This is a genomic window from Sulfuricurvum sp., from assembly GCF_041651515.1.
Classification (GTDB): domain Bacteria; phylum Campylobacterota; class Campylobacteria; order Campylobacterales; family Sulfurimonadaceae; genus Sulfuricurvum.
The window spans coordinates 477,178-499,542 of sequence record NZ_JBAZJF010000001.1 but is presented as its reverse complement, the minus strand read 5'-3'; the positions used below and the strand labels follow the sequence as shown (position 1 = coordinate 499,542).

Annotated in this window: 23 protein-coding genes; 14 read left to right on the top strand and 9 right to left on the bottom strand. The window is 44.5% G+C overall.

Features of this window, described 5'->3' with window-relative positions:
- On the bottom strand, window positions 1-765 hold the full coding sequence (locus tag WC407_RS02450; RefSeq protein WP_373020892.1) for a GGDEF domain-containing protein: 765 nt from the start codon (window positions 763-765) through the stop codon (window positions 1-3).
- A gap of 179 nt (window positions 766-944) precedes the next feature.
- Between WC407_RS02450 and WC407_RS02445 the strand changes: the two genes are divergently transcribed.
- A complete protein-coding gene (locus tag WC407_RS02445; RefSeq protein ID WP_373020890.1) occupies window positions 945-1,328 on the top strand; it encodes a hypothetical protein in 384 nt (127 codons plus the stop codon).
- 30 nt (window positions 1,329-1,358) lie between these two features.
- Here the strand turns inward: WC407_RS02445 and WC407_RS02440 are convergent, their stop codons facing one another.
- From WC407_RS02440 to WC407_RS02430, 3 genes are read right to left on the bottom strand one after another with little or no spacing between them, the layout of a single operon-like run.
- Window positions 1,359-2,261, bottom strand: coding sequence for a D-hexose-6-phosphate mutarotase (locus WC407_RS02440; protein ID WP_373020888.1), 903 nt, complete (start codon window positions 2,259-2,261; stop codon window positions 1,359-1,361).
- A 9-nt stretch (window positions 2,262-2,270) separates the two neighbouring features.
- A complete protein-coding gene (abc-f, locus tag WC407_RS02435) occupies window positions 2,271-4,229 on the bottom strand; it encodes a ribosomal protection-like ABC-F family protein (RefSeq protein ID WP_373020882.1) in 1,959 nt (652 codons plus the stop codon).
- A gap of 5 nt (window positions 4,230-4,234) precedes the next feature.
- Window positions 4,235-4,552, bottom strand: coding sequence for a hypothetical protein (locus tag WC407_RS02430; RefSeq protein ID WP_373020880.1), 318 nt, complete (start codon window positions 4,550-4,552; stop codon window positions 4,235-4,237).
- 115 nt (window positions 4,553-4,667) lie between these two features.
- On the opposite strand from WC407_RS02430, the gene WC407_RS02425 reads away from it, so the two are divergent.
- From WC407_RS02425 to mscL, 7 genes are all read left to right on the top strand, one after another.
- Window positions 4,668-5,393 (top strand): hypothetical protein, encoded by a 726-nt coding sequence (locus tag WC407_RS02425; protein WP_373020878.1) that lies wholly within the window; start codon window positions 4,668-4,670, stop codon window positions 5,391-5,393.
- 18 nt (window positions 5,394-5,411) lie between these two features.
- Complete coding sequence (locus WC407_RS02420) at window positions 5,412-7,526, top strand: helix-hairpin-helix domain-containing protein (protein WP_373020876.1); 2,115 nt, start codon at window positions 5,412-5,414, stop codon at window positions 7,524-7,526.
- Window positions 7,527-7,594: 68 nt separating this feature from the next.
- Window positions 7,595-7,924: a hypothetical protein gene (locus WC407_RS02415; protein WP_373020873.1), complete on the top strand. Its 330-nt coding sequence runs from the start codon at window positions 7,595-7,597 to the stop codon at window positions 7,922-7,924.
- Window positions 7,925-8,030: 106 nt separating this feature from the next.
- Entirely contained in the window at window positions 8,031-9,020 is a 990-nt protein-coding gene (locus tag WC407_RS02410; protein ID WP_373020871.1) for a hypothetical protein, read from the top strand.
- Entirely contained in the window at window positions 9,020-9,421 is a 402-nt protein-coding gene (locus WC407_RS02405) for a hypothetical protein (RefSeq protein ID WP_373020869.1), read from the top strand. Before WC407_RS02410 ends, WC407_RS02405 begins: the two co-directional genes overlap by 1 nt.
- Window positions 9,411-10,925, top strand: a complete 1,515-nt coding sequence (locus WC407_RS02400; protein ID WP_373020867.1) for an HD domain-containing phosphohydrolase — start codon at window positions 9,411-9,413, stop codon at window positions 10,923-10,925. Before WC407_RS02405 ends, WC407_RS02400 begins: the two co-directional genes overlap by 11 nt.
- Window positions 10,926-10,943: 18 nt before the next feature.
- Window positions 10,944-11,384, top strand: coding sequence for a large conductance mechanosensitive channel protein MscL (gene mscL / locus WC407_RS02395; protein WP_373020862.1), 441 nt, complete (start codon window positions 10,944-10,946; stop codon window positions 11,382-11,384).
- Window positions 11,385-11,392: 8 nt separating this feature from the next.
- On the opposite strand, the gene WC407_RS02390 is transcribed toward mscL, so the two are convergent.
- Genes WC407_RS02390 through WC407_RS02370 form a run of 5 tightly spaced genes read right to left on the bottom strand, consistent with a single transcriptional unit; the run spans window position 11,393 to window position 16,345 of the window.
- Window positions 11,393-11,959, bottom strand: coding sequence for a hydrogenase-4 component G (locus tag WC407_RS02390; RefSeq protein WP_373020860.1), 567 nt, complete (start codon window positions 11,957-11,959; stop codon window positions 11,393-11,395).
- A 39-nt stretch (window positions 11,960-11,998) separates the two neighbouring features.
- Window positions 11,999-13,207, bottom strand: coding sequence for an ABC transporter permease (locus tag WC407_RS02385; protein ID WP_373020858.1), 1,209 nt, complete (start codon window positions 13,205-13,207; stop codon window positions 11,999-12,001).
- A complete protein-coding gene (locus WC407_RS02380) occupies window positions 13,204-13,902 on the bottom strand; it encodes an ABC transporter ATP-binding protein (RefSeq protein ID WP_373020856.1) in 699 nt (232 codons plus the stop codon). Before WC407_RS02380 ends, WC407_RS02385 begins: the two co-directional genes overlap by 4 nt.
- Window positions 13,903-13,904: 2 nt before the next feature.
- Entirely contained in the window at window positions 13,905-15,128 is a 1,224-nt protein-coding gene (locus tag WC407_RS02375; protein ID WP_373020851.1) for an efflux RND transporter periplasmic adaptor subunit, read from the bottom strand.
- The gene (locus WC407_RS02370) at window positions 15,125-16,345 is read right to left on the bottom strand and encodes a TolC family protein (protein WP_373020847.1); all 1,221 of its coding nucleotides are present in this window, start codon (window positions 16,343-16,345) and stop codon (window positions 15,125-15,127) included. The genes WC407_RS02375 and WC407_RS02370 overlap by 4 nt, the downstream gene beginning before the upstream one ends.
- Window positions 16,346-16,463: 118 nt before the next feature.
- Here WC407_RS02370 and WC407_RS02365 point away from each other — a divergent pair, with 118 nt between their 5' ends.
- From WC407_RS02365 to WC407_RS02340, 6 genes are all read left to right on the top strand, one after another.
- Complete coding sequence (locus WC407_RS02365; protein WP_373020845.1) at window positions 16,464-18,551, top strand: TonB-dependent receptor plug domain-containing protein; 2,088 nt, start codon at window positions 16,464-16,466, stop codon at window positions 18,549-18,551.
- A 116-nt stretch (window positions 18,552-18,667) separates the two neighbouring features.
- Window positions 18,668-18,865, top strand: coding sequence for a hypothetical protein (locus WC407_RS02360; protein WP_373020843.1), 198 nt, complete (start codon window positions 18,668-18,670; stop codon window positions 18,863-18,865).
- Window positions 18,866-18,899: 34 nt separating this feature from the next.
- Entirely contained in the window at window positions 18,900-20,144 is a 1,245-nt protein-coding gene (locus WC407_RS02355; protein WP_373020841.1) for a M48 family metallopeptidase, read from the top strand.
- Entirely contained in the window at window positions 20,129-20,962 is an 834-nt protein-coding gene (prmC, locus tag WC407_RS02350; RefSeq protein ID WP_373020836.1) for a peptide chain release factor N(5)-glutamine methyltransferase, read from the top strand. The genes WC407_RS02355 and prmC overlap by 16 nt, the downstream gene beginning before the upstream one ends.
- On the top strand, window positions 20,955-21,437 hold the full coding sequence (locus tag WC407_RS02345; RefSeq protein ID WP_373020834.1) for a DUF4149 domain-containing protein: 483 nt from the start codon (window positions 20,955-20,957) through the stop codon (window positions 21,435-21,437). Before prmC ends, WC407_RS02345 begins: the two co-directional genes overlap by 8 nt.
- A complete protein-coding gene (locus tag WC407_RS02340) occupies window positions 21,434-22,186 on the top strand; it encodes an ABC transporter ATP-binding protein (RefSeq protein WP_373020832.1) in 753 nt (250 codons plus the stop codon). Before WC407_RS02345 ends, WC407_RS02340 begins: the two co-directional genes overlap by 4 nt.
- The last annotated feature ends 179 nt before the right edge of the window (window positions 22,187-22,365 follow it).

The window sequence follows — 22,365 nt, the reverse complement described above, 5'->3', positions numbered from 1 at the left end:
TTAAAGCGACTTTTTGTTGCGGTACATAGCTTCATCGGCTTTTTCTATAACACGATTACGGTTGGCACCTTTTAAAAATGAAGCGATTCCGTAGGCAAAATCGATTTTAAATGTCTCTTTTTCAACGTTGAAATGGGTGCGTTGAAAGTAGTTGAGTACCTCTTCCACTTTTTCACTAACATTTTTTTCATCATGCGGGAAAAGGATTACAAATTCATCTCCTCCGTATCGAATTACATTTCCTCCCGTGCTTTTTAGCTTTTTGGCGACGAGAATAAGGACTTTGTCCCCTGTAATATGTCCATACGTATCATTGATACGTTTAAATTTATTGAGATCGATAAGGACGAGAATCCCCTCTTTTTGCATAGTTGATCCATCAGATTCCAGTAAGATGTCATCAAACCATTTTCGATTATATGTATGTGTCAGATTATCTTCATAGACAACTTTACGCAGTTCTTGAATCTCTTCGCGAAGTATTTTGGTTTCGTGAAGAATGGCTTGAAGTTTAGCCGTATCTTGCATTTCGATGGCTTCAATTGCTGTGTCCGTACAGGCGGTGAGGGTGATTATATGACGTATCATCTGCTCATCAAGCATCTCAGTATTCAGTAGTTGCTCAGGTTGGAGCTCGAGGTTGTATTTTTGAGCTAATAGTGTATAAAGATGACCGTATTGGGCGGGGAAAAGAACCTTAAGGGGCTCTACCTCTTTTTTTATTTCTGCGGTTATAGCTACATGCTCTTCGTATAAATCAGTCATTTTTTCTTTCAGCTTTTATCAAATTCTTTATCAGAATATACCCTATTATGGATATAAAAGAGTTGTATGACTTAAATGAATAGTTAAAATCCTTCATAGCTGATGTAATAGATTTAACATTTAACATTTTATTAATACTATTGTTCTACAATGGTTGTAATTATCTAAAGGAGTTTATCATGAAAACAAGTATTATCCTTTTGTCGGCCTCAGTTCTCTTCTCCTCCGTAGTCTTGGGGGAAGTTACTGCTGCTAATCAGGAACGTTCAACCGTTCAAAACGAAATACAAAATCGGTTTCATACGATGAGTACGGATGAACTTCTCCAAAAACGGGGAACCGTAGCAACTCAGCAAGAGCGTGAACAATTGCATAATGAATTGATGAATCGGCAACAAAGTATGACTAAAGAGCAGAACGACAAATTTATGGGGAGACCGGAAAATCGTACTCCAAAAATGAAAAACCAAGGCTCAGGTCAAGGGATGATGCAAGGCTCAGGGATGGGATCAGGTTCAGGCATGGGCGGCGGTATGATGGGTGGAGGCAAAGGGGGGCGTTAATCGCCTCCCTCATCCCCAAATTCTTAGAAATTACCCCTTGGTATAATAGATTGCTTTGAGGGTATGGCTCTCTCCGGGTTGCAGCGTGATGATATCTTTCTCTGCATTTGCGGTCTCGATGCAGACCATCTTTTTATAATCCTCAGCCGTCAAATCAGCTTTTTGTTCACATACCCGTGCCCATGGATTCCATATAACCGCTGTGCGGCTCCCTTCACATTCGATGTGGATATTTCGCTTAGGTGCATCATCACGCAGTACAATATCGCCACCATCGGTAGAATAGATGCGGTCGGTTTCGGCGGCGATGCGGATAGGACCTTCTTCTCTCTTTTCACGTCCGTTGAGTGTTTTATCGGAGTAGGTGTACCCCTCTAGCCCTGTGATGTTTGTATGGGTGATATCTCCGACGGAAAGGTAGGTATGGAGGGCTTGTGTGAGCTCTAATGGAGTCTCATCGCGATTTTGTGTCGTGAGTTCCAGTGTTAGCTGCTTTCCTACGGTGAGTTTTAGAATGAGGCGGAAACGGTGTGGCCATAGTGCGTAGGTTTCTGGGGTATCGGTAAGCTCGAACGTGATAGCACATTCTTGATCATTGAGTAGATAGGTGGATCCGACATTCCACATTTGTGTGCGGGCAAGTCCGTGATCGTTACGTCCGAGATGTTGCGGATCGGGACCGAACCACGGCCAACAGATCGGAACCCCGCCGCGTATGGGAGTTCCCTCTTTGAAGATCGCCTTTTCGCTGAGAAACAGTAAATCAGCCGAATCGGAGGCAAAATAGTATGAGAGGAGCTGTGCTCCGTAGGGGGTAATGGCAGCGGTGGCATGAGGAGTTGTGATGAGGGCAATCGGAAATCCGTTAGGCCCTTCTTTAAAGGTGAGATATCCTGCATGAGAGTGCAAGGAGTTGAGCGTTTCGATATCCATAGAACCTCCTTAGCTGTTTTTGAGTGCTTCGATCTCTTCGGCTTTCTCTTCGATGGTGAGGAGCTCGTCCACTTTTTCTTCATAGAGGGCTTTGGTTTTTTCCAGCTCTTCGGCCAAGAGACTGATCCCGATTTTTTCATATTTTTTCGGATCGGCAAGGGAGGCGTTTAGTTCATCGATTTTAGCTTCTAGCGCTTCGACCTCGGCAGGTAGTTTTTCAAGGGCACGTTGTTCATTGAATGTCAGTTTGAATACTTTCGGTTTTTCGTTCTGTACTGTTGCTGTAGCGGTAGAAGATTTGGAAAATTCGGCCTCCATAGCATCCATTTCGCTAAATTCTTTCTCATCTTCGAGGTATTCGCTGTAAGGTTTGTAGCTCTCCTCTATGGTGCCATCCCCTTTGAAAATAAAGAGTTTTTTCGCAATTTTATCGACGAAATATCTATCATGGCTCACGAGAATAACGGCTCCGGGAAAGTTTTGAAGTTTCTCTTCGAGGATATTGATCGTAGGGATATCGAGATCGTTGGTCGGCTCATCGAGGATGAGAATATCCACTTTTTTTGTAAAGAGGAGGGCGAGGGCGACGCGATTTTTTTCTCCGCCGCTGAGGACGCCGATCTTTTTGTCCAAAAACTCTCTTGGGAAGAGGAAGTTTTTCAGATAACCGTACACATGGTAATCCTGTCCTTGTGCATCAACACGATCTCCGCCGTGCGGACAGAAAGTTTCGACGAGGTTGAGGTTATCATCGAGCATCTCGCGGTGCTGATCGAAATAGCCGATCGTGAGTTCCCCTTGTTTGATAATTCCTGAGGTTGGTTTAAGTCGCCCTAGGAGTGCTTTGAGCAGAGTGGATTTACCGCTCCCGTTGGGTCCGACAACCGCTATGACATCTTTTTGAAGGATTCGGGTGGAGAAATCTTTGATAAGTACTTTATCTCCGAGGGTGAGTCCAAGATGCTCGATTTCAAAGAGCATTTTTTGACGGTTTATCCCTTCGGAGCGGTTAAAATGCTTTGCTTCGCGTTCAAGTTCAAGTTTCATTTTTCGGATTTTACTGGGGTTGTTTTTGGCATCTTCACGCAGTTGCAGAACCCGTTGTTTACGTCCCTCATTCCGTTTTAGTCGTGCTTTAACCCCTCGGCGGAGCCATTCATTTTCTGTTTTTAGAAGTTTGAGGAGATTGTCATGCTGCTGCGCCATCGTCCGAAGGAGCTCTTGCTTTTGTTCGAGGTAGTTACTGTAGCCGCCGTTGAATTCGCGTAAGGCACAATCTTCAACTTCAATCGTTTTGGTGGCAACCTGATCGATGAAGTACCGGTCATGGGAGATAAAGAGGAGGGTGAAGCGCTCTTTGAGGATCAGCTCTTCGAGAAATTCTACCATGTAAACATCGAGGTGATTGGTCGGTTCATCGAGGAGTAATATATCTGGTTTTTGGAGAAGCAGTGAGGCGAGGGCGACACGGCGTTGTTCTCCTCCACTGAGGAGATCGACACTTTTGTGCTCATACTCTTTGAGCATGAAATGGTGCATTACCCGTTCGATTTTATCGTCCAAATTCCAGGCGTTGTGGTGATCGAGAAAGTTGGTTAGATGGGATTGTTCATCGAGGAGTGAGGCGTTATCGGATTGCTCGGCTAAGAGTTGTGAGATTGCGTCAAAACGGACTCGCGCCGATTTGAGTTCCCCCAATCCCGCTTCGATCGCTTCGCGAACCGTATGATTGGGTTCAAATTTCGGTACTTGGGAGAGCATCTTGATTTCAATCCCCTGACGGTTGATCCGCTCACCCGCGTCCGTATCGAGAGACCCGTGGACGATTTTCATGAGTGTCGATTTGCCGCTGCCGTTTTTACCGACGATGACGATCCGTTCCCCTTCATCGATGTGAAAGTTGATGTTTTCTAAAATTTTTTGAGCTTCATAATGTTTGGATACGTTTAGGAGATCGACTAATGCCATAAAAATTATTCCTTAGGAAGTGTAAAACACGCAGTTCGTGAGAGGTACCATGTTGCGATGGCATAATCATCATACGCATATTCGCGTTGAGTCGGAGGGATAGAATCATTACGGAGTTTGGAGCGTACGATACCGAAAACAATGATTCCGAGCAATAGTACTCCGATCGCGATGAACCAGTCACTTATCCACCATACAATTAGAGCGATGGCGTAATTGCCATAGGTTAATCCCCATCCCATAAGGCGTGCCATAAAACGGCATTGTCTTGAGGGGAGAGTTGGCGTTGGATCGATGTGAAAAGTGAACGGTTCATTATTCATAGAGCAATTATAGCCGAAGGGAGTTTAACGACGGTTGTATTTTGATACGAACGATTTCTTTATACTGTGCCTAAGTTCGAAACGATAAAATGCGCTCACAGTTCAAAGGGCAAACGTGCAAAAAATTATCATCAATCAAAAATTTTACGGCTCTATCGCACTCCCCGAAACGGAGGCGGCGCGTAGAGTCTTCGCTATCGTTACCAAAGCGTATGCCTCTCGAAAGCACATGAGCGTCAATCTCCTCTTTTCTCCGGGAAAACTCAGAGCCCTGCAACATTACCAAGCCGGCGGAGCATGGCAGGAGCTTGCGGATTTGGAGCTTTATATAGAATTGGGTGCTATTTTACGATTTGAAACGGTTGATGCGGTTAAGCTGAAAAATTCGATTGAACTTATCAACGATATTGCCCATAACCATTTTAATATCACCAAACGGCTGACCTTGGTAAATAAAGCTCTTCCGTCACCTTCCGGTAGGAAATATATTTTTTGGGATATTGAAAATTTTTCCAATATCGGGCCGATGTTCACTGACCTGATCGAAAAATATGAGGTTCCCGATCACCATATCTACATGGCAGCCAATCCCGATTCGCTCTATTTGTTTAAAGACGAGTGGGAAGCCGATCTGTACGATTACGGAAAAACCCTTAAATCGTTTAACTTTACGAAATGCGATCACGGAAAAAACGTTGCCGATACGGTGCTGTTGGAAAATTTCAAAAGCTTGCAGGCTAAAAATGCCGACATTTATCTGATGACGTTTGATCGGGAACTCAAAGAGCGTTTTAGCGATGTATGCGATATCTCAAATAACCTTTACATTCTTGAAAAATAAAACCGATACAGGAACCTTATGACCCCACTTATTCAACTATTATGCGAAAAAACAGATATTTCCGAAAAAAACGTTGTTAATATTCTCAAACTCCTCGAAGAGGGATCGACGATCCCTTTTATCGCCCGCTATCGCAAAGAGATGACGGGAGGGGCAAGTGATGAGCAGCTACGCGCGTTTGAGAGCGTCTACGTCTATTCTAAAAAATTGCTGGAGCGTAAAGAGGAGATCGGGCGTCTGATACAAGAGAGGGGGCATCTGACCTCGGAACTGCGTTCACAAATTGAAGCGGCCGAAACCCTCCATCTGCTGGAAGATATTTATCGCCCGTTTAAAGAGAAGAAAAATACCCGCGCGAGCGCAGCAATTGCTGCAGGGCTCGAACCGCTGGCCGATATCCTTCAAAGCGGCCGTTTAGAGAGAGGCGAATTTACTAAAAAGGCGGAAGCGTTTATCAAAGGCTCTATCAAAACATCTGAGGATGCGATAAAAGGGGCTCAGGACATTGTGGCAGAGCGGTACAGCGATGATCCGAAAGAGCGTGAGTATTGGCGGAACCAACTGGAGGGTTACTCCTCGTTCGAGATCAAAGGGGCAAAAGCACTAAAAGAAGAAGGGCTGTACGCCAAGCTTGCCGGAAAAGCGGAACGGATCTCCTCTATCCCTTCCCACCGTTATCTGGCAATGATGCGCGGGGTGCACGAAAAAGAGCTGAGTGTCAAACTCTCCATCGACATGGAACGGGTGGAGGGGGCGATAAAACGGTACCGTATCCCCTCTCAAGCGAAAGGGAGCAGAGAGATACTGTTGGAAGCGTATATGGACGGGTTTAAGCGGCTCTTATTCCCCTCGTTGGAGCGGGAAATCCATACACGGATAAAAGAGCGCTCCGATGCTCAGGCCATAGCGACGTTCGGTAAAAATCTGATTCAGCTTCTGGGATCTCCCCCCGTAACCAAGAGGGTCATTTTAGGGGTCGATCCGGCGTACCGCACCGGATGCAAGCTCGCGGTTGTGGATGAACACGGAACCTATCTGGCCCACAGGGTGATCTATCCGACCCCTCCGCAAAGTGACTATGCGGCGTCGGCAAAGGTGATCAAAGAGCTGGCTTCACGCTACCGCATTACAGCCGTCTCGATTGGCAACGGGACCGGCTCGCGCGAGACGCAGGAGTTTTTTGCACGCATAAATCGTGAAGAGGGGTTAAATCTCGCCTATACCGTCGTTTCCGAAGCGGGGGCGTCAGTCTACTCGGCGTCTAAAATTGCCCAAGAGGAGTATCCGGCTCTCGATGTGACGATCCGAGGGGCAATCTCTATCGCTCAGCGTCTGCGCGATCCGATGGCGGCACTGGTCAAAATCGATCCTAAGTCGCTGGGGATCGGGCAGTATCAGCACGATGTCGATCAAAAGCTTTTGGAAAAACAGTTGGGTGACGTGACAGAGGATCTGGTCAATCGTATCGGAGTTGATCCCAACAGCGCTTCCGTCTCCCTCCTCTCCTATGTTGCAGGGGTGGGATCAAAGCTGGCTCGTGCAATTGTCGAGTATCGGGAAACCAAGGGAGCGTTCAAAAGTAAACAGGAACTTTTAAAAGTAAAAGGGCTTGGAGCAAAAGCGTATGAGCAATGTGCGGGATTTTTTCGGATACGGGAGGGGAAAAATATCCTCGACAATACCGGAGTCCATCCTGAAAGTTACCAAGCGACGGACAATTTGACCAAGCGGTACGATGTACAAACGCTCACCAAAGCGCAGATACCCGTTATTGCAAAAGAATTGGGAATAGGGGAGATAACGCTCGGTGATATCATCGCCGAACTTAAAAAACCGGGGTTCGACCCCCGAGAGACGCTCCCACCGATTATGTTCCGATCCGATTTGACCGATATTAAAGAGCTTAAAGAGGGAAATATTGTTTCCGGCGTTGTGCGAAATATTGCCGATTTCGGGGCATTTGTCGATATCGGTCTGAAAAATGACGGATTGATCCATATCTCTCAAATGTCGGAAAAACGGATATCTCATCCGCTGGAGGTGCTGAGCGTGAATCAGCAGTTAAGCCGCATTCGGGTTATTGAAGTGGATATTCAAAAAGGGAAAGTGGCATTGAGTTTAAAAGAAGTATAGAGTAATGTTTTTTATTTACATTGTTAATGTATTTACAAGATAAAATGACAAAAAAATAGGAGTTCATTATGAATCATAAAAAAACAATATCTTTTATCGCGGCTTTATTCATCTCGATGGGGGCACATGCGGGACAAATAGACGGAGGGGCTGTTCTGGGCAGTGCACTTGGTGCGGCGGCAGGTTCGGCAGTCGGTTCCGCCAGTGGCGGTAAAAACGGTGCAATCATAGGCGGAGGTGTCGGTGGAGCCCTTGGAGCAGCAGTTGGGAGCAGAGATACGCAAGAGCGGACAGTATACGTCGATCAACAACGATACTATGATGATCATGGGCATCGTAAACATCATGATGAGGGGAATCATTATGGAGAACGCAAGCACGGGAATGATCGCGATTAAATACTATCTTGATTAGATAGTGGCTCCTTTGTTTTAGATTTAATTGAAATGTGATACTATTATCGATAAAACAAATGAGTGAGAATTCTGAATGAACACAGTGAACATGGTAACTCGAAGTGTAGGGATACTGATCGGGTTAACCATGGCTTTGCAGGCTGAGCCGTACACGTTAGGGCAGGGGATTCAAGTTAACGATATGGTTAATATCGGCAGCTATTTTTCGACGGAGTTTTTAGCTAAAAAAGGGCAGGATACCGCTTCTGTCGAAGATGTGGCCGTTATGGCCTATGGCGATATCAATCCGATGTTATCTTATATGGCGGAGCTTGAATCGGTTGGATTTTATTCGAAAAATATTTCCACCGGTATTGAAACCGGAAATCAAACTTTTCATATAGAACGTTTGTACGGTGATTTGTGGTTGGCAGATGCCTATAATATCCGTTTCGGTAAGCAAATTACCCCAATCGGGTATTGGAATAAAGAACCGATTAATGTCCTACGTGATACCACTTCTAATCCTCTTTACACCACATTGTTGTTTCCGAGATTTTTGACCGGTATCGATATCAATGGGTATATTCCCGGTGTAGAAGGGGCTCGCTACCATCTATTCGGTCAAAAAAATCATGATTTTGATGATGAATATATCAATATTCCCAACACCCATTTTTTTGGATTATCGGTTGAAAAAGAACTATCAACCGAATGGAGTGCCGGGGGAAGCTTTGGAGAATACACCACTAAACTAACAGATCAGCGAACCCGTTTTGTACAGGCAAATGCCAAATATGACGATGCCGTATGGCAGGTGATGGGTGAAGCATTGATGGCCAAGAGTGAATATGCAACAACTGAAGACTCCTCAGCCCTTTCAGGGTATATTCAAGGAATGTATCGATATACACCCGAGCATGCTTTTGTGACACGCGCCGAATATTTTGATGATCACCATACGAAATACAAAGACACTATCGGTATCGTCGGCTACAGCTACCGTCCGCTCTATCCTGTATCCTTAAAAGGGGAATACCAGTGGCATTCGCTCAACGCTGAGAGTTGCTTTTTATTCTCTTTCTCGGTGCTGTTCTAATGAAAGTACTGTTGCTTCTTATAGGGCTTATTGCTGGAAGTGCAGCCTCCGAATACAGTGTGATAATGTCGAAAAAAAATTCTCTCTCGACACTCACTCTTCAACAAATCCGTGATGTTTATTTGCAAAAACGGCATACAATCGGAGATCAGACTATCATTCCTGTTAATCTGGTCGGACAAAATGAAGTTCGAAGTGCATTTGAATCGATAGTACTTGGGATGGATCGAAATCGTCTTAATGCCTACTGGATTAAACAGCATTTCCAAGGTGCTACCCCTCCTTTGACACAGCCCTCTATTGAATCCGTTCGATTATTTGTCCAAAATGTTGAAGGGGCGATGGGATATATCCCATCATCCATGGTGGATAACGGTGTAAAGGTTGTATATGAGTTTTAAGCTTAAAACGATTCTTCTTTTTTTAGGGATCAGTTTAATCCCCTATGCTCTGACCATGTTTGTAATGGGGAGTTCATTCCGCCAAGAGCAATATAATGCTGTTACACAGGAGATGAATACCCAATTAGGTCTTACGGTAGAGAGGATTGATCATCAATTAACTACTCTTAAAAATGATATGGCTTTTATTGTCAAATCCGATGTGATGAATGATATTTATACGCAAGATTTGGATCGACGCATCAGTAGCATGCTGTTGGCAAAGAAAAACGATATGAAAATAGAGGGTGATTTTTACGTTGTAGATCAAAAAAAGAGTATTATCGCTTCCAGTGATTTCAGCTCTATCGGAAAGAAAGAGCCCCCGTCCCCGTTTTATACCATTCCGATCGGATCGAGTTTTTCACAACAGCAGATCGGAACGCTGATGGTTACCTATCCGCTGCAAAATTTTAAACCCTATTTCTCAAACACGCTGCAACGTCATTATTATATTTTACATCCTGACGGTAAAGTTGAATTGCGACCGAGTGTGTTTGACGAGTCGTTGAGCGTTTCAAGAACTCTCTCTGTAAAACCGGAGATAACCATTGTTTTGGAAGAGGAGAAAGGGTTTGCCTATCAGCTGTTGTACAAGTACGAGCGGTGGTTTATCCTTTTATTGATTCTCGGAGCGTTGTTTATTTCAGCAGCGGCTTATTATGTTGCTACCGAGCTTATCCGTCCCGTTATTACCCTTGCCGATACGGCTAAAATTATTACCTTAACCGGTGACTATACCCAGCAGGTTTCTATCCACCGTGATGATGAGATAGGACAGCTTTCCAATGCCTTTAATACCATGATCCATGGGATGGATGATGCGTTGAGCGAAATCACAACTCTCAATAAAGAGATCGAAGATACGCAACGCGAAGTTGTATTTACGATGGGATCGATCGGTGAGAGCCGTTCAAAAGAGACGGGAAACCATGTAAAGAGGGTGGCTGAATACAGTAAATTGCTAGCGATTTATTCTGGATTGGAGGAATCTGAATCTGAAATGCTCAGACAAGCTTCTCCGATGCACGATATCGGTAAAGTCGCTATTCCCGATGCTGTACTGAATAAACCGGGTCGATTTGATGAAGAAGAGCGGCGTATTATGGATACGCATGCTGTTCTAGGCTATGAGATGTTGAAGCACTCTAACCGCTCGTTGCTAAAAACGGCCGCCATTGTTGCGTATGAACATCATGAGAAGTGGGACGGCAGCGGCTATCCTAGAAAACTTTGCGGGGAAGAGATTCATATATACGGTCGCATTACGGCATTAGCTGATGTATTTGATGCTTTGGGAAGTGATCGAGTGTATAAAAAAGCGTGGGATGATGAGAAAATATTTGCCCTTTTTAGAGAAGAGCGAGGAAAACATTTCGATCCGGCACTTGTGGATATCTTTTTTGACCATCTGGATGAATTTTTAACCATTCGTGAACATTTAAAAGATACACTTGAGGGATAATTTTAAAGGAGATAGCACATGCTGAAAGAATTTAAAAAATTCCTTATTTCAGGTAATGTCGTCGATATGGCAGTAGGTTTTATTTTCGGAGCGGCATTTGCAACAGTCGTTAAATCATTGGTGGCTAATATCATTATGCCGCCGATCGGATTACTTATGGGTGGCGTTGACTTCTCCTCTTTGTTTATTGCCCTTGACGGTAAAGAGTATGCTTCACTCTCGGCTTTAGAGGCTGCGGGTGCTCCGGCAATCAAATTTGGGGTGTTTTTCAACGATGTCATTTCATTTACGATTTTGGGGTTTGTAATGTTTATGATGGTGAAAGCCTATAATAAACTTAAAGCTGCCGAACCCACTCCTGAGCCGGTTGCTCCGAGAACAAAAATATGTGATGAATGCGCAATGGATATTCCTCTTGCGGCAAAAATTTGCCCTTACTGCAACATTGCACAGCTCTGAGAGAGCAGTTAAGCGGTAGTGTCCAAGATACTGCCGCCTAATGCGGTGATTTTTTCATCGACTTTCGCGAGAGCTTTTTCAAGAGTCTGATAGGAGATATCGGGGAGTTTCCCGCCCCACATCTTTTCGGCTTCATTGAATCCGTTAATTATCCCCTCACGTCCGGCTTTGAGTTTTTCGACACTGTCTCCGCCACCGCTTAATACAAAATCACTTAACCGTGCTGATGTTTGGGTTATCCCGAAATAGCCATCTTCACTTACCAATGCTTTGGCTTCATCCGGAGTCATATCCGTGATGGCTTTACCCGTATATCCGATCGCTTTGAAGTCGATGGATTTTAAAATGTCTTGGACTTTTTTGGGATCAAAGAGGGTACTTTGTGCTTCTGCATTTCCTGCTGAGTAACTTTCCACACTTTGAGAATATTGGACAAGATAGGCTTGCGATAGCACCTTTCCCGACATCTCACCATTCTTGATTTTATCGTGAAAATCTTTGGCGTCTGTTTCACTCAAAGCGACACCGCTTTGGGCATAAGGATTTATAGATAAGGGTGTTGTTCCGATTTGCATATTCTCTCCTTCTCTCTGTACTTTTATATATCGTCCAAATCACTCATGACGTAAAGCGTCGATGGGATTGAGGCGTGCTGCTTTTCGGGCAGGAAAATAACCAAAGACAATTCCGACAACCGTTGAGAAGAGAAAAGCGATAACGACGATAGAAGTGTTAAAAACGAAGGGCAAATCAAAAAAGAGATTGATGCCGACTCCGACACCGATTCCCAAAGCCATACCGATTATACCGCCCAAAGAGGAGAGAACTACCGCTTCGACCAAGAATTGAAGTAAGACTTCGCGCTCCAATGCACCGATGGCGAGACGGATACCGATCTCACGTGTTCGCTCCGTTACGGAGACCAGCATAATATTCATAATCCCGATCCCTCCGACGAGGAGACTGATCGCGGCAACAGCACCCAGTAAGAGGGTCAGCATTTTAGTTGTCGAAGAGAGGGTTTGAACCACTTCACGTAAATCTCTCACATTAAAATCATCTTCATCTCCGAGATGAATATGGCGGCGTTCGCGCAGGAGAGAGATGATATTGTTTTTAATGTTTTCAATTCCGGATGCATTTTTAGCCGAAACTAAAATGGCAGAGACCTCTTGATTGCCGCTGATACGGCGCTGAAACATTCGGATCGGTGCAACGATAATATCATCTTGGTCCATTCCGAACATTGATGCCCCTTTGGGGTGGAGCAATCCGATGACCTGACAGGAAAAATTACCCAGTCGGATTGATGCGTTGAGAGGATTTTGATCACCAAAAAGCTCTTTATGGACCGTTTCTCCGATAATACAAACGGCTTTTCCTCCCTTTAACTCAGCAGCGCTAAAGGTTCTCCCCTCTTCAAACTGCCAATCCTTGACAGTAAAATAATCATTATCGCTTCCATCAATCGAAGTGGAGTAATTTTGGTTTCCATAGACCGCCTGAATCCCCTTGGAGGAAATTGGGGCTATCCCTTTGAGCCCTCCGATTTCACGGTTTAGGGCAATAACATCATTATGGGTAAACCGTTTTGCTGTGGCATCACCTCCCGGATTATGACGATCTTGGCCAGGGCGGATGATCAGCATGTTACTACCGAGTTTGGAGATACTGTTAGTGACATAGGCAGTGGTTGCGTCGCCCAGCATCACCATGGCGATCACCGATGCGACACCGATCACAATTCCGAGTGTTGTGAGGATGGAACGCATGGCACTGCGGCGTATTTCACGAAGTGCCAAGAGAAAAGCATTCCAGATCATGAGAGAACTTTCGTATCGATCATACCATCGCGAAAATGGATAGTGCGTGAGGCGTATGCCGCCATATCAACTTCATGGGTTACCATTATGATCGTGATCCCTTTATCTCTATTAAAAGCGCGGAGCAGTTCCATTACTTCAATACTTTTAGCGGTGTCAAGGTTTCCTGTCGGTTCATCGGCAAGCAAGATCAATGGATTGGTCACAATGGCACGGGCAATAGCAACCCTCTGCTGTTGTCCGCCGGAGAGTTCGGCAGGGGTGTGATGAGCAACATGTTCAAGTCCGACACTTCGTAACGCCTCTAATGCCAATTCCCGACGTTCATGGGATGAAACTCCTCGATAGAGCAGGGGGAGTTCGACATTTTCAACGGCAGAGGTTTTGCCCAGTAGATTGAATCCCTGAAAGATAAAACCGATGTAATTTCGTCGGAGCAGTGCCCGCTGATCTCGACTGAGTGTTCCGACATCGATCCCTTCAAAGAGGTATTCCCCTTCACTGGGGGTATCTAAACATCCGATAATATTCATAGCGGTTGATTTTCCTGAACCGCTTGGTCCCATAATCGTTACGAATTCACCTCGATGGATAGTAAAATCGACACCTATTAGGGCATAGGCCGTAGCTTCACCTGAGCCGTAATATTTTTTGACCCCTTTGAATTCGATAACACCGGAGAGAGTGTTATTCATGGTTATTCTTCGATTCCGGTGATAACGAGATCGCCGATTTTGAGCGGTGAGTCCAGTAAAACCGTTGAAATACCGTCGCTTTGTCCGATACGAACTTTGACTTTCATCGGAGTTTTATTTTTAAGGATCCAGACGTGATCTCCTTTATCGCTCTCTTCTGTTGCGTGTTTTTTCTTATCCTGCGCATTCGCACTGCTCGGAAGGGGAGGGGTAAAGCGCAATGCGGCATTGGGGACAACATTTGCATGCTTTTGGATACCGGTGATGATCAAGGCATTAGCTGTCATACCGGGGCGCAGGAGGAGGGCATTATTTTGCACTTCTACGACCGCTTCGTAACTCACGACACCGTTTACGACTTCGGAATTTAGACGCAGTTGGGTAATCTTTCCCTCAAATTCGCGATTTGGATAGGCGTCAACACTGAATGTCACTTTTTGGTTCTCTTTGACTCCACCAATGTCCGCCTCATCGACGCTCACGATCGCTTTCATTTTGGTCAAATCTTCTGCCAACGTAAACAAAACCGGCGTTTGCATGGCCGCAACGACGGTTTGTCCCGGCTCGACTTTGCGGGATAAAACGATCCCCTCTATAGGAGAGATGACCAGAGCTTTTTTAAGATTTTCCTCATCGGTTTTGAATTGTGCGAACGACTGAGCCACCTGTGCTTTGGCAGCAGCAAGTCCTGATTTCGCTTGCTCCACGGTCGTTAAGGCCGATTGCATATCTTTTCGTGAGGGGTAGTTACCTTGCGTGGATGCGTACATTTTTAATACACGGTCATTTTCGATTAATGCATTATCCAGTGAGGCTTCGGCACTTTTCTTATTGGCTTGAAACTTCATCCAATTGGCTTTTGAACTGGTCTCTACTGCGGCGAGTTTGGTCGTATCGAGGCGTGCCATCGGTTGATTGATATGGACGCGGTCATTATAATCAACCAGTACTTCGCTGATGGTTCCGGAGACTTCGATTCCGACATCGACAGTATTGGTCGGTTCCAAATTTCCCGTTGCCGATACGGTTGTCGTGAGGTCTTGTACTTTGAGAGGAACGGTGATGTAGGCAACCTCGTTTTTGGCATTGTTCTTCATCACGAGTATCGCAGTACCCCCTGCGATAAGGAGCGCTAAAAGGGCTAATAAAATCTTTTTCCATCGTCTGGAAGTAGGAGTTTTCCCTACACCGAGGGTTTTTTCGATGGTGGCAGCGTCGGAAGTCATAATGCTAGCTCCTGAGAATGGCGTGTAAGAGTGTAAAGAGAGGCAAGCTCAATTTGAATATTGATTTCGTTGATCTTAATTTCAAGTTCTTCGATAGATTTCGTATTTTGAAGGGTTTGTAAATCATAGCCCGCTTTATATCCGGCATTGACGGCTGCTTTGGTTGCATCGATCAATTCTTCGTAAAATTTGAGATTTTCCCCTGTGATAGCAATAACACGTTTATAGCTTTCTATATGAGCAATGGATTGCTCGTATTGTGCATCCATCTGCCGTTTTATATCGGAAGCTTCGGCCTGTTGTTTGAGATAAAGACTTTGCGCCTCTTGAATAGTTGCAGTTGAATTATAGGTTAAGGGCATCGAAAGCTGTAGCCCCATATCGTAGTAATTGCCCCGATAATTAGCGCTAGAGAGTTCGCTGGAATCAAACCGTTGAACTCCTGCATCGGCTATGAGCGTAAGCTTAGGGAGATAGGAACTTTTGGTTTGACCGTATTGCTGTTCACTGCTTTGACTTTGTGCTTGGCTGTAGCGAAAACTCCACCCCTCTTCTAAAAAATCATTTTTTTGCACAAGGGTAAATACGGGCAGCTCAGTTCCTTCAATAGGGTGATTACTGTATTTGAGCGCTTCAAGACGCAGTTGGGAGAGCGTATAGCGTATGGAGGTATTATTTTTAAGCTCACTACTTTGATTCATCAACGCATTATTAAGCAGCGTAATATCGATATCTCCCGCTTCGTACTGTTTGCGTTTGAGAAAAATTTCGATTTTGCCATTCTTGAGTTTGATTTCACTCTGTTCTAAGAGGAGGGTGTTTTTACGATAATTTAATAAGGTGTTGATAAATTGCTGATTAATCGCCGCTATATCTTTGTGCATACCGATTGTATCCGTTTGCTTCTTAGCTTCCGCATACCCTATGGTATACGCAATACCGCCGGATCGAAAGAGATCTTGAGCCATACCTGCGGATATATTTTGGCGGCTGTCATACCCCCCTAGTGAAACCGATTTTTCATACGTATTAGAAGCTTTAAGGGTAATCGGAGAGAGCCAATCATAACGTAGTCTCTCGTATCCCGCATTGATTTGTTGTTGCTGCTGTTCATAGTAGCGTTGTTTTTCAGGGGAGAGGAGCGATATATCTCCACAGAAAAGGGTTGTAACAAGAAACGAAGAGGTGAATATAGGTAATGTACAGCAGTATTTCATAAGCTTATTGTAATCCAATTTTTATAGGATTGCGTCAACAAAATAGATTAATCCATTAAGCGTTGATTGTTATATTGGGTAAAATACCGAAATTTTATATCTATTAGCAGGAATAATTATGATCTATCGTCCGATTATCCCCTTATTATTAACTTCGACGCTAAGTATTTCTGCCGTATGTGCGCAAGAAGTGATGTCGATCGAAGCGATTCAAGTTGAAGAGCATGCAGATACTATCGAAGCGCGCCGTGACAACTCGATTGCCAAACGCTTTATCAGCGGTGAAGAGTTGACAAAATACGGGGATCTCAACGCCCTTGAAATCCTCAAACGTACCCCTGGTGTCAGTATTCCCGATAGTAAAAATACCAAATCCTCTCCCGGCAAAGGATACACGGTTATTTTGATTGACGGGGAAGAGGCTCCGAGTGGTTCCAAACGGGCAAATCCGTTAGAACAGATTGCCCCGGATATGATCGAGAGGATTGAGATTATGACAAACGGTTCGGCAGAATATACGGCTGAATCGATGGGGGGGATTGTTAATATTGTCCTTAAACAGCCCAAATCCAAGGGGCATACCATAGCCAAAGCAACGGTTGGAGAGTATGGCGGAAAGCCGATGGACAGTATGTTTCTCCAAAGAGAAGGGAAATCGGGTGATTTGGGGTATTTGGTCAATCTGAGTGCTTCGGATAATCGTGAAATTTATAACTCCTCTACGGACAAACAAACGGTTGCTTCATCAAGCAGCGAGCAGCGGAATAATACGATGCGCAATCAGAGCCTCAATGTTACGACGAAATTACGTTATACCCCATCAGAAAAAGATAAATATTTTTTTGACGGATCGATCAACTTCCATAAAAGCCAAACCGATACCGATGCGTTGAGTTACACCAACGGTTCGTCCGTGCCCGGTGGGCAACTGAGCAATTATGACCGTTCGCATGGAATGATGCTTTGGTCGGTGATTAAAGGGGAACATCACCTCTCCGGAAGCGAGCTGTTGGAATGGAAACTAAAATTCCATCAAAACGATGACAACGGCGATAGCGGATCGACTCAAATGCCCTCATCGAGCGTGCGGATGCAAAACGATAAAGGTTTTTTACGGATACTCGGAGCAGAGAGTATATACTCCATTGCAAAAGGGGATCATTTTATTAAAACGGGAGTAGAACTCAAAGGGATGAGTCAGCGTGATGAGGTGCAACGTACCCTCAACGGCATTGATGCGACAAATCCTACCGATAACGTCAGCATGCACCAAAACAAAGGATCTGTATATGTGCTCGATGAGGTAAGTTTCGGCGACAATACGGTTGTGACACCGGGGGTACGGTATGAGACCCTCTCAAGAGATTATGGGGCGACAACGCATACGGATTATATGGCCCCTTCGTTGCATTTCTTAACCCATTTAAGTGCCAATGACAATTTTCGAGCCAGTATTGCCAAAACGGTAAAATTACCTCGTCTCGATGAACTTTCCAGCTCACTTGACAGCTCTTTGGAACGTAATGACATTCGTCATCCCGATACTACCGGAAATCCTAATCTTACGGAAGAGAAAGCTCTTAGTTATGAGCTTCGTTTAGAACACTATTTCGAGGATAAAGGGATTATGAGTCTTGGTGGTTTTTATCGAAATATCGATAACAAGATAGAGCAGATGACGGTTTTGGAAGGGTCACGTTATGTGATGCGCCCTTATAACTCAGGGCAGGGTACTTTACACGGGATAGAGTTGGAGCTGAAAAAATCGCTTAGCAACTATGTCGAGGGGGTAGGGATGTTTGCCAATGCGACGTTTCAAAACTCTTCACTTACCAATAATACTACAGGGACAAAACGCCCTTTCAAGCAAACCAGCAATACCCTTGCCAATATCGGGTTGGATCATACTCTGAAGAGATATAATTTGACTTATGGAACGGCCTACCGATATGTCGGAGGGTATGATGATCCTCTCGATGAAACCTTGATATCACAATCTCAAAAAGGGTACGGTGCCCTTGATTTGTATGCAAGCAAACGGATCGATAAAACATTCAAATTTCAACTCAATCTAAAAAATATCACCCGTACGACTATTGAAAACACCGCTACCGTGTATAATAATTCAGGGGTTGTGACAGAGAGACAGGTGGATAACGAGCGTTCAAAACCGTATGTTCTTTTGACACTCGAAGGGCGATGGTAATCTGACGTAAAAATAAACCAATATGTAACCTTAAAGCGTCATTTTAGAGGGTATTCGTTAACTGTATATGGGATAAGATAGCTACTATAGCTTAATTAAAATCCAAGGATACACTTATGAAAGACAATGAACCTACCCTCCGAGGCATTGAGGACTACAATACCCTTAAAGGACCTAAAAAACGGGTTGTTTGGGCTGTTATTATCAGCGGTTTGCTTATCGGGGCCATTTTTTTTGCGGCAAAGACCTATTATGGAAATGTCAATGATTCCCTTCCTCTGCACGATGCGATCGGCAAAGTTCCACTAAAATAATGGTAAAATCACATTCTTTTAATCAAGGAGCTTTATGATTTCGGCCATTATCGGTGTCTATACCCTCTATATTCTTATCCGTCTCTATGTCAGCGTTATGCAGATCGGCTACATCAATCAGGTCAAACGCAAAGGGGCTGTTTTGATGGGGGAGCGCGAGTATTTGGATGCTGCCAATTATGCGGTTGCCAAAGAGAAGCTGGGTATGATCGAAGCATTTGTCGAATTCGGTCTTTTTTTAGTGTGGATCAGCGGGATGATGGCGTGGATGGATGGCGCTTTAATGGGGCAAACGACCATTATTCAATCGATGGTTGCTGTTATGGGGTTGCTTATCATTAACTCTGTGGTGATGTTGCCGTTTGGATGGATTAGTAAATTCAAAATTGATGCACAATACGGCTTTAACCGTTCCACTACCGGACAATTTATTAAAGATACCCTTATCAGTACGGCATTGATGATTGTCATCGGCAGTTTAATAGTTTGGATTGTTACGCTCATTATGACATCAAGCCAGTTGTGGTGGTTATGGAGCTTCGCGTTTATCATGAGCGTTGTTATTGCCGTCAATATGTTTTTTCCTACCATCCGGGCACTTTTCTTTGACAAGGTGACTCCGCTTGAAAACGCACAATTGCGCGGAAAAATCGAAGAGCTAATGGCGAAAACGGGGTTTGTAAGCAGCGGTGTATTTATCAGTGATGCAAGCAAGCGGGATGCTCGATTGAATGCTTATTTCGGCGGTTTAGGGAAAGCCAAACGGGTAGTATTGTTTGATACTTTGATCCAAAAACTTTCCCCGGCCGAATTAATCGCGGTACTGGGGCATGAATTGGGTCATTTCGCTCACGGCGATCTGTATAAAAATATTGCGATTGTCGGAGCAATGTTGTTTACGATGTTTGCTGCTTTTGGAAATTTACCGGAAAAGCTCTATTTGGAACTGGGAGTTGCAGCCTCTCCTCATATTGTTATGATGCTTTTTATCCTCCTCCTTCCGGTCGTGAGTTTTGTAATGATGCCGATTATGGGATTGGTAAGCCGTCATAACGAATACGAAGCCGATAAAAGCGGTGCGGAACTCGGCGGAGCGGAACATCTTGTCAATGCGCTTAAAAAATTGGTAACTGAGAATAAGAGCTTCCCCCTCTCTCATCCGTTGTACCGCTTTTTTCATACCACCCACCCTCCGGTCGTGGATCGACTTCGTGCCTTGGGGTACGATATTCATGTTGATTCGGATGAAGGGTACGCGGATCCATGTCCAAAAGACTAAAGGAGCTGCACGCCGATGTGGCGGCACGATTGGAGGGGATTGTGGAATCTCCCCGCCGTGAGGCAGAACTTCTTCTTATGGCCTATCTTGGCCGTGATCAGCTCTATTTTATTACCCATCAAGAGGATCTTATCGATGATAAAGAGCCGAGATTGTTGGAGTGGGTAGAAAAACGGAGGCTTAACGTCCCACTCGAATACCTCACCAACCGTGTCAGTTTTTATTCCAGAGAATTTTACATTGATGAGGGAGCTTTGATCCCTCGACCCGAAACCGAACACCTCATTGATGAAGTATTAGCCCGTGTTGCGGCGGATGAAATGATAAACGTTGTTGAAGTCGGTGTAGGGAGCGGAATCATTTCGATTTTGTTGGCGCTTCACCTCCCGAATGCCCGATTTATTGCCGTCGATATTTCTCCGCGTGCACTTGCGGTCGCACGCCGCAATATTGAAGCGTTCGGTTTGAGTGAGCGGATTGAATTACGTGAAGGGGATTTATTAGCTCCCGTGAACGAACAAATTGATTTGCTCGTCTCCAATCCCCCCTATATTGCACAAGATGCCCCGTTGGAGAGTAATCTCTCCTATGAGCCGCAAAATGCCCTCTTTGGCGGAGCGATCGGCGATGAGATCATTTGTCGTTTGCTGGATGAAACGATTCAACGTAAAATCCCTGTTTTTGCCTGTGAAATGGGGTACGATCAGCGCCTTAAAGTGCAAGAGTATCTTAAAACTTTTGCGGTACAATCTCTAGAATTTTATAAAGATTTAGCCTCATTTGATCGAGGATTCATAGTAAGGATGCCAAATGAATAAAAAAGCGCTATTGGATGTTTTATATATACTGTGTGTGGGGACAACGATAGGTGCCGTTTTGGTATTGGGGGCAGTGGTAGCAGCAGTTGTTTTCCACTCCGAAGTTTTTCTCAGTGTTCCACTCCTCTCACGCTATGAAGAGGGGAAAATTATGGGTGAGATATTTCGTCGTTTCAGCTACTGGGGTTATTTTATGGCGGCGGTGATTACCCTTTATGAAGTTTCCCGTTATAAAGTGATGCAGATTGATAAAATATCGATTTTAAGTGCGATGGGTTCGATCGGAACCTTGCTTCTTTTCAGCGCCGTCTATACCCCTAAAATTTTAGAGTATCAAGGGGAGGGGGAATCTGTTATGATGGATAACTCTTTTGAAGCACTGCACAAAGCCAGCGAGATTGATTTTAAAATTCTCCTTGTTATGCTAAGTATTTTATTTGTCCGTCGCGCTTATCTTATGGTGGTGAAACGATGATTCGTTTCGAGAATGTCACCAAACGTTTTGGCAAACGTGAGATTCTTCGTGGGGTCAATTTAGAGATTGAAGCAGGGAAAACAACGGTTATTTTTGGCGTTTCCGGCGGTGGTAAATCGACAATCATCAAACACATGGTAGGGCTTTTAAAACCGGATAGCGGAACCATAAGCTATAAAGGGATACGGATTGATCATGCCGATGAGACGACATTACGCGAGATTCGAAAAAAAATAGGCTTTCTCTTTCAAAGCGGTGCGTTGTTCGACAGTATGAACATCCGTGATAATGTTGCATTTCCGATGAATGAACATCAAAAATTAACCCCAAAAGAGCTTGATTTTAAAATCGATGAAAAACTGACAATGGTAGGGCTTGACCCTTCCATCGTAAAATCTCTCTATCCCGAAGAACTCAGCGGTGGGATGCGCAAGCGGGTCGGTTTAGCCCGTACCCTTGCATTGGAACCTGAAGTAATTTTATACGATGAACCGACATCGGGTCTTGATCCGGTTACAAGCGATTTTATTACCCAGATGATCTGCCGTTTACGCGATGAGATCGGGATGACCTCCGTACTCATCAGCCACGATATCGCGGAGAGTTTTAAAGCAGGAGACAACTACGCCATGTTGTTTGACGGTATTATCGTCGAAGCAGGGGATAAAGAGAGCTTCAGAAACTCGCCCAATGCCGTAGTGCAGCAGTTTATCCATGCCCGCGCTGAAGGGCCGATAGCGTTTCATTAATCCCTTTCGTCATTCGGTACTTGACACGGAATCTATTCTCTGTACCGTTTTCCCCTCAACACTATGTTTAACTATTGTCTTTTAGCAAAGTAACAGATTTGGTGTTCGTTTATTTAGTTAAATCCAAGCTCTGAAATATATAATGTTCGTTGAATAAATAGTTAGCTGAAAGGAGTTTC

Excerpts from the sequence above, each read along its gene's own strand:
- WC407_RS02410 (WP_373020871.1), top strand. The coding sequence starts at position 8,031 with ATGGTAACTCGAAGTGTAGGGATACTGATCGGGTTAACCATGGCTTTG.
- WC407_RS02405 (WP_373020869.1), top strand. The coding sequence starts at position 9,020 with ATGAAAGTACTGTTGCTTCTTATAGGGCTTATTGCTGGAAGTGCAGCC.
- abc-f (WP_373020882.1), bottom strand. The coding sequence starts at position 4,229 with ATGGCATTAGTCGATCTCCTAAACGTATCCAAACATTATGAAGCTCAA.
- prmC (WP_373020836.1), top strand. The coding sequence starts at position 20,129 with ATGTCCAAAAGACTAAAGGAGCTGCACGCCGATGTGGCGGCACGATTG.
- mscL (WP_373020862.1), top strand. The coding sequence starts at position 10,944 with ATGCTGAAAGAATTTAAAAAATTCCTTATTTCAGGTAATGTCGTCGAT.
- WC407_RS02440 (WP_373020888.1), bottom strand. The coding sequence starts at position 2,261 with ATGGATATCGAAACGCTCAACTCCTTGCACTCTCATGCAGGATATCTC.
- WC407_RS02345 (WP_373020834.1), top strand. The coding sequence starts at position 20,955 with ATGAATAAAAAAGCGCTATTGGATGTTTTATATATACTGTGTGTGGGG.
- WC407_RS02445 (WP_373020890.1), top strand. The coding sequence starts at position 945 with ATGAAAACAAGTATTATCCTTTTGTCGGCCTCAGTTCTCTTCTCCTCC.
- WC407_RS02430 (WP_373020880.1), bottom strand. The coding sequence starts at position 4,552 with ATGAATAATGAACCGTTCACTTTTCACATCGATCCAACGCCAACTCTC.
- WC407_RS02400 (WP_373020867.1), top strand. The coding sequence starts at position 9,411 with ATGAGTTTTAAGCTTAAAACGATTCTTCTTTTTTTAGGGATCAGTTTA.
- WC407_RS02420 (WP_373020876.1), top strand. The coding sequence starts at position 5,412 with ATGACCCCACTTATTCAACTATTATGCGAAAAAACAGATATTTCCGAA.
- WC407_RS02415 (WP_373020873.1), top strand. The coding sequence starts at position 7,595 with ATGAATCATAAAAAAACAATATCTTTTATCGCGGCTTTATTCATCTCG.
- WC407_RS02360 (WP_373020843.1), top strand. The coding sequence starts at position 18,668 with ATGAAAGACAATGAACCTACCCTCCGAGGCATTGAGGACTACAATACC.
- WC407_RS02355 (WP_373020841.1), top strand. The coding sequence starts at position 18,900 with ATGATTTCGGCCATTATCGGTGTCTATACCCTCTATATTCTTATCCGT.
- WC407_RS02365 (WP_373020845.1), top strand. The coding sequence starts at position 16,464 with ATGATCTATCGTCCGATTATCCCCTTATTATTAACTTCGACGCTAAGT.
- WC407_RS02450 (WP_373020892.1), bottom strand. The coding sequence starts at position 765 with ATGACTGATTTATACGAAGAGCATGTAGCTATAACCGCAGAAATAAAA.
- WC407_RS02340 (WP_373020832.1), top strand. The coding sequence starts at position 21,434 with ATGATTCGTTTCGAGAATGTCACCAAACGTTTTGGCAAACGTGAGATT.
- WC407_RS02385 (WP_373020858.1), bottom strand. The coding sequence starts at position 13,207 with ATGATCTGGAATGCTTTTCTCTTGGCACTTCGTGAAATACGCCGCAGT.
- WC407_RS02380 (WP_373020856.1), bottom strand. The coding sequence starts at position 13,902 with ATGAATAACACTCTCTCCGGTGTTATCGAATTCAAAGGGGTCAAAAAA.
- WC407_RS02370 (WP_373020847.1), bottom strand. The coding sequence starts at position 16,345 with ATGAAATACTGCTGTACATTACCTATATTCACCTCTTCGTTTCTTGTT.
- WC407_RS02390 (WP_373020860.1), bottom strand. The coding sequence starts at position 11,959 with ATGCAAATCGGAACAACACCCTTATCTATAAATCCTTATGCCCAAAGC.
- WC407_RS02375 (WP_373020851.1), bottom strand. The coding sequence starts at position 15,128 with ATGACTTCCGACGCTGCCACCATCGAAAAAACCCTCGGTGTAGGGAAA.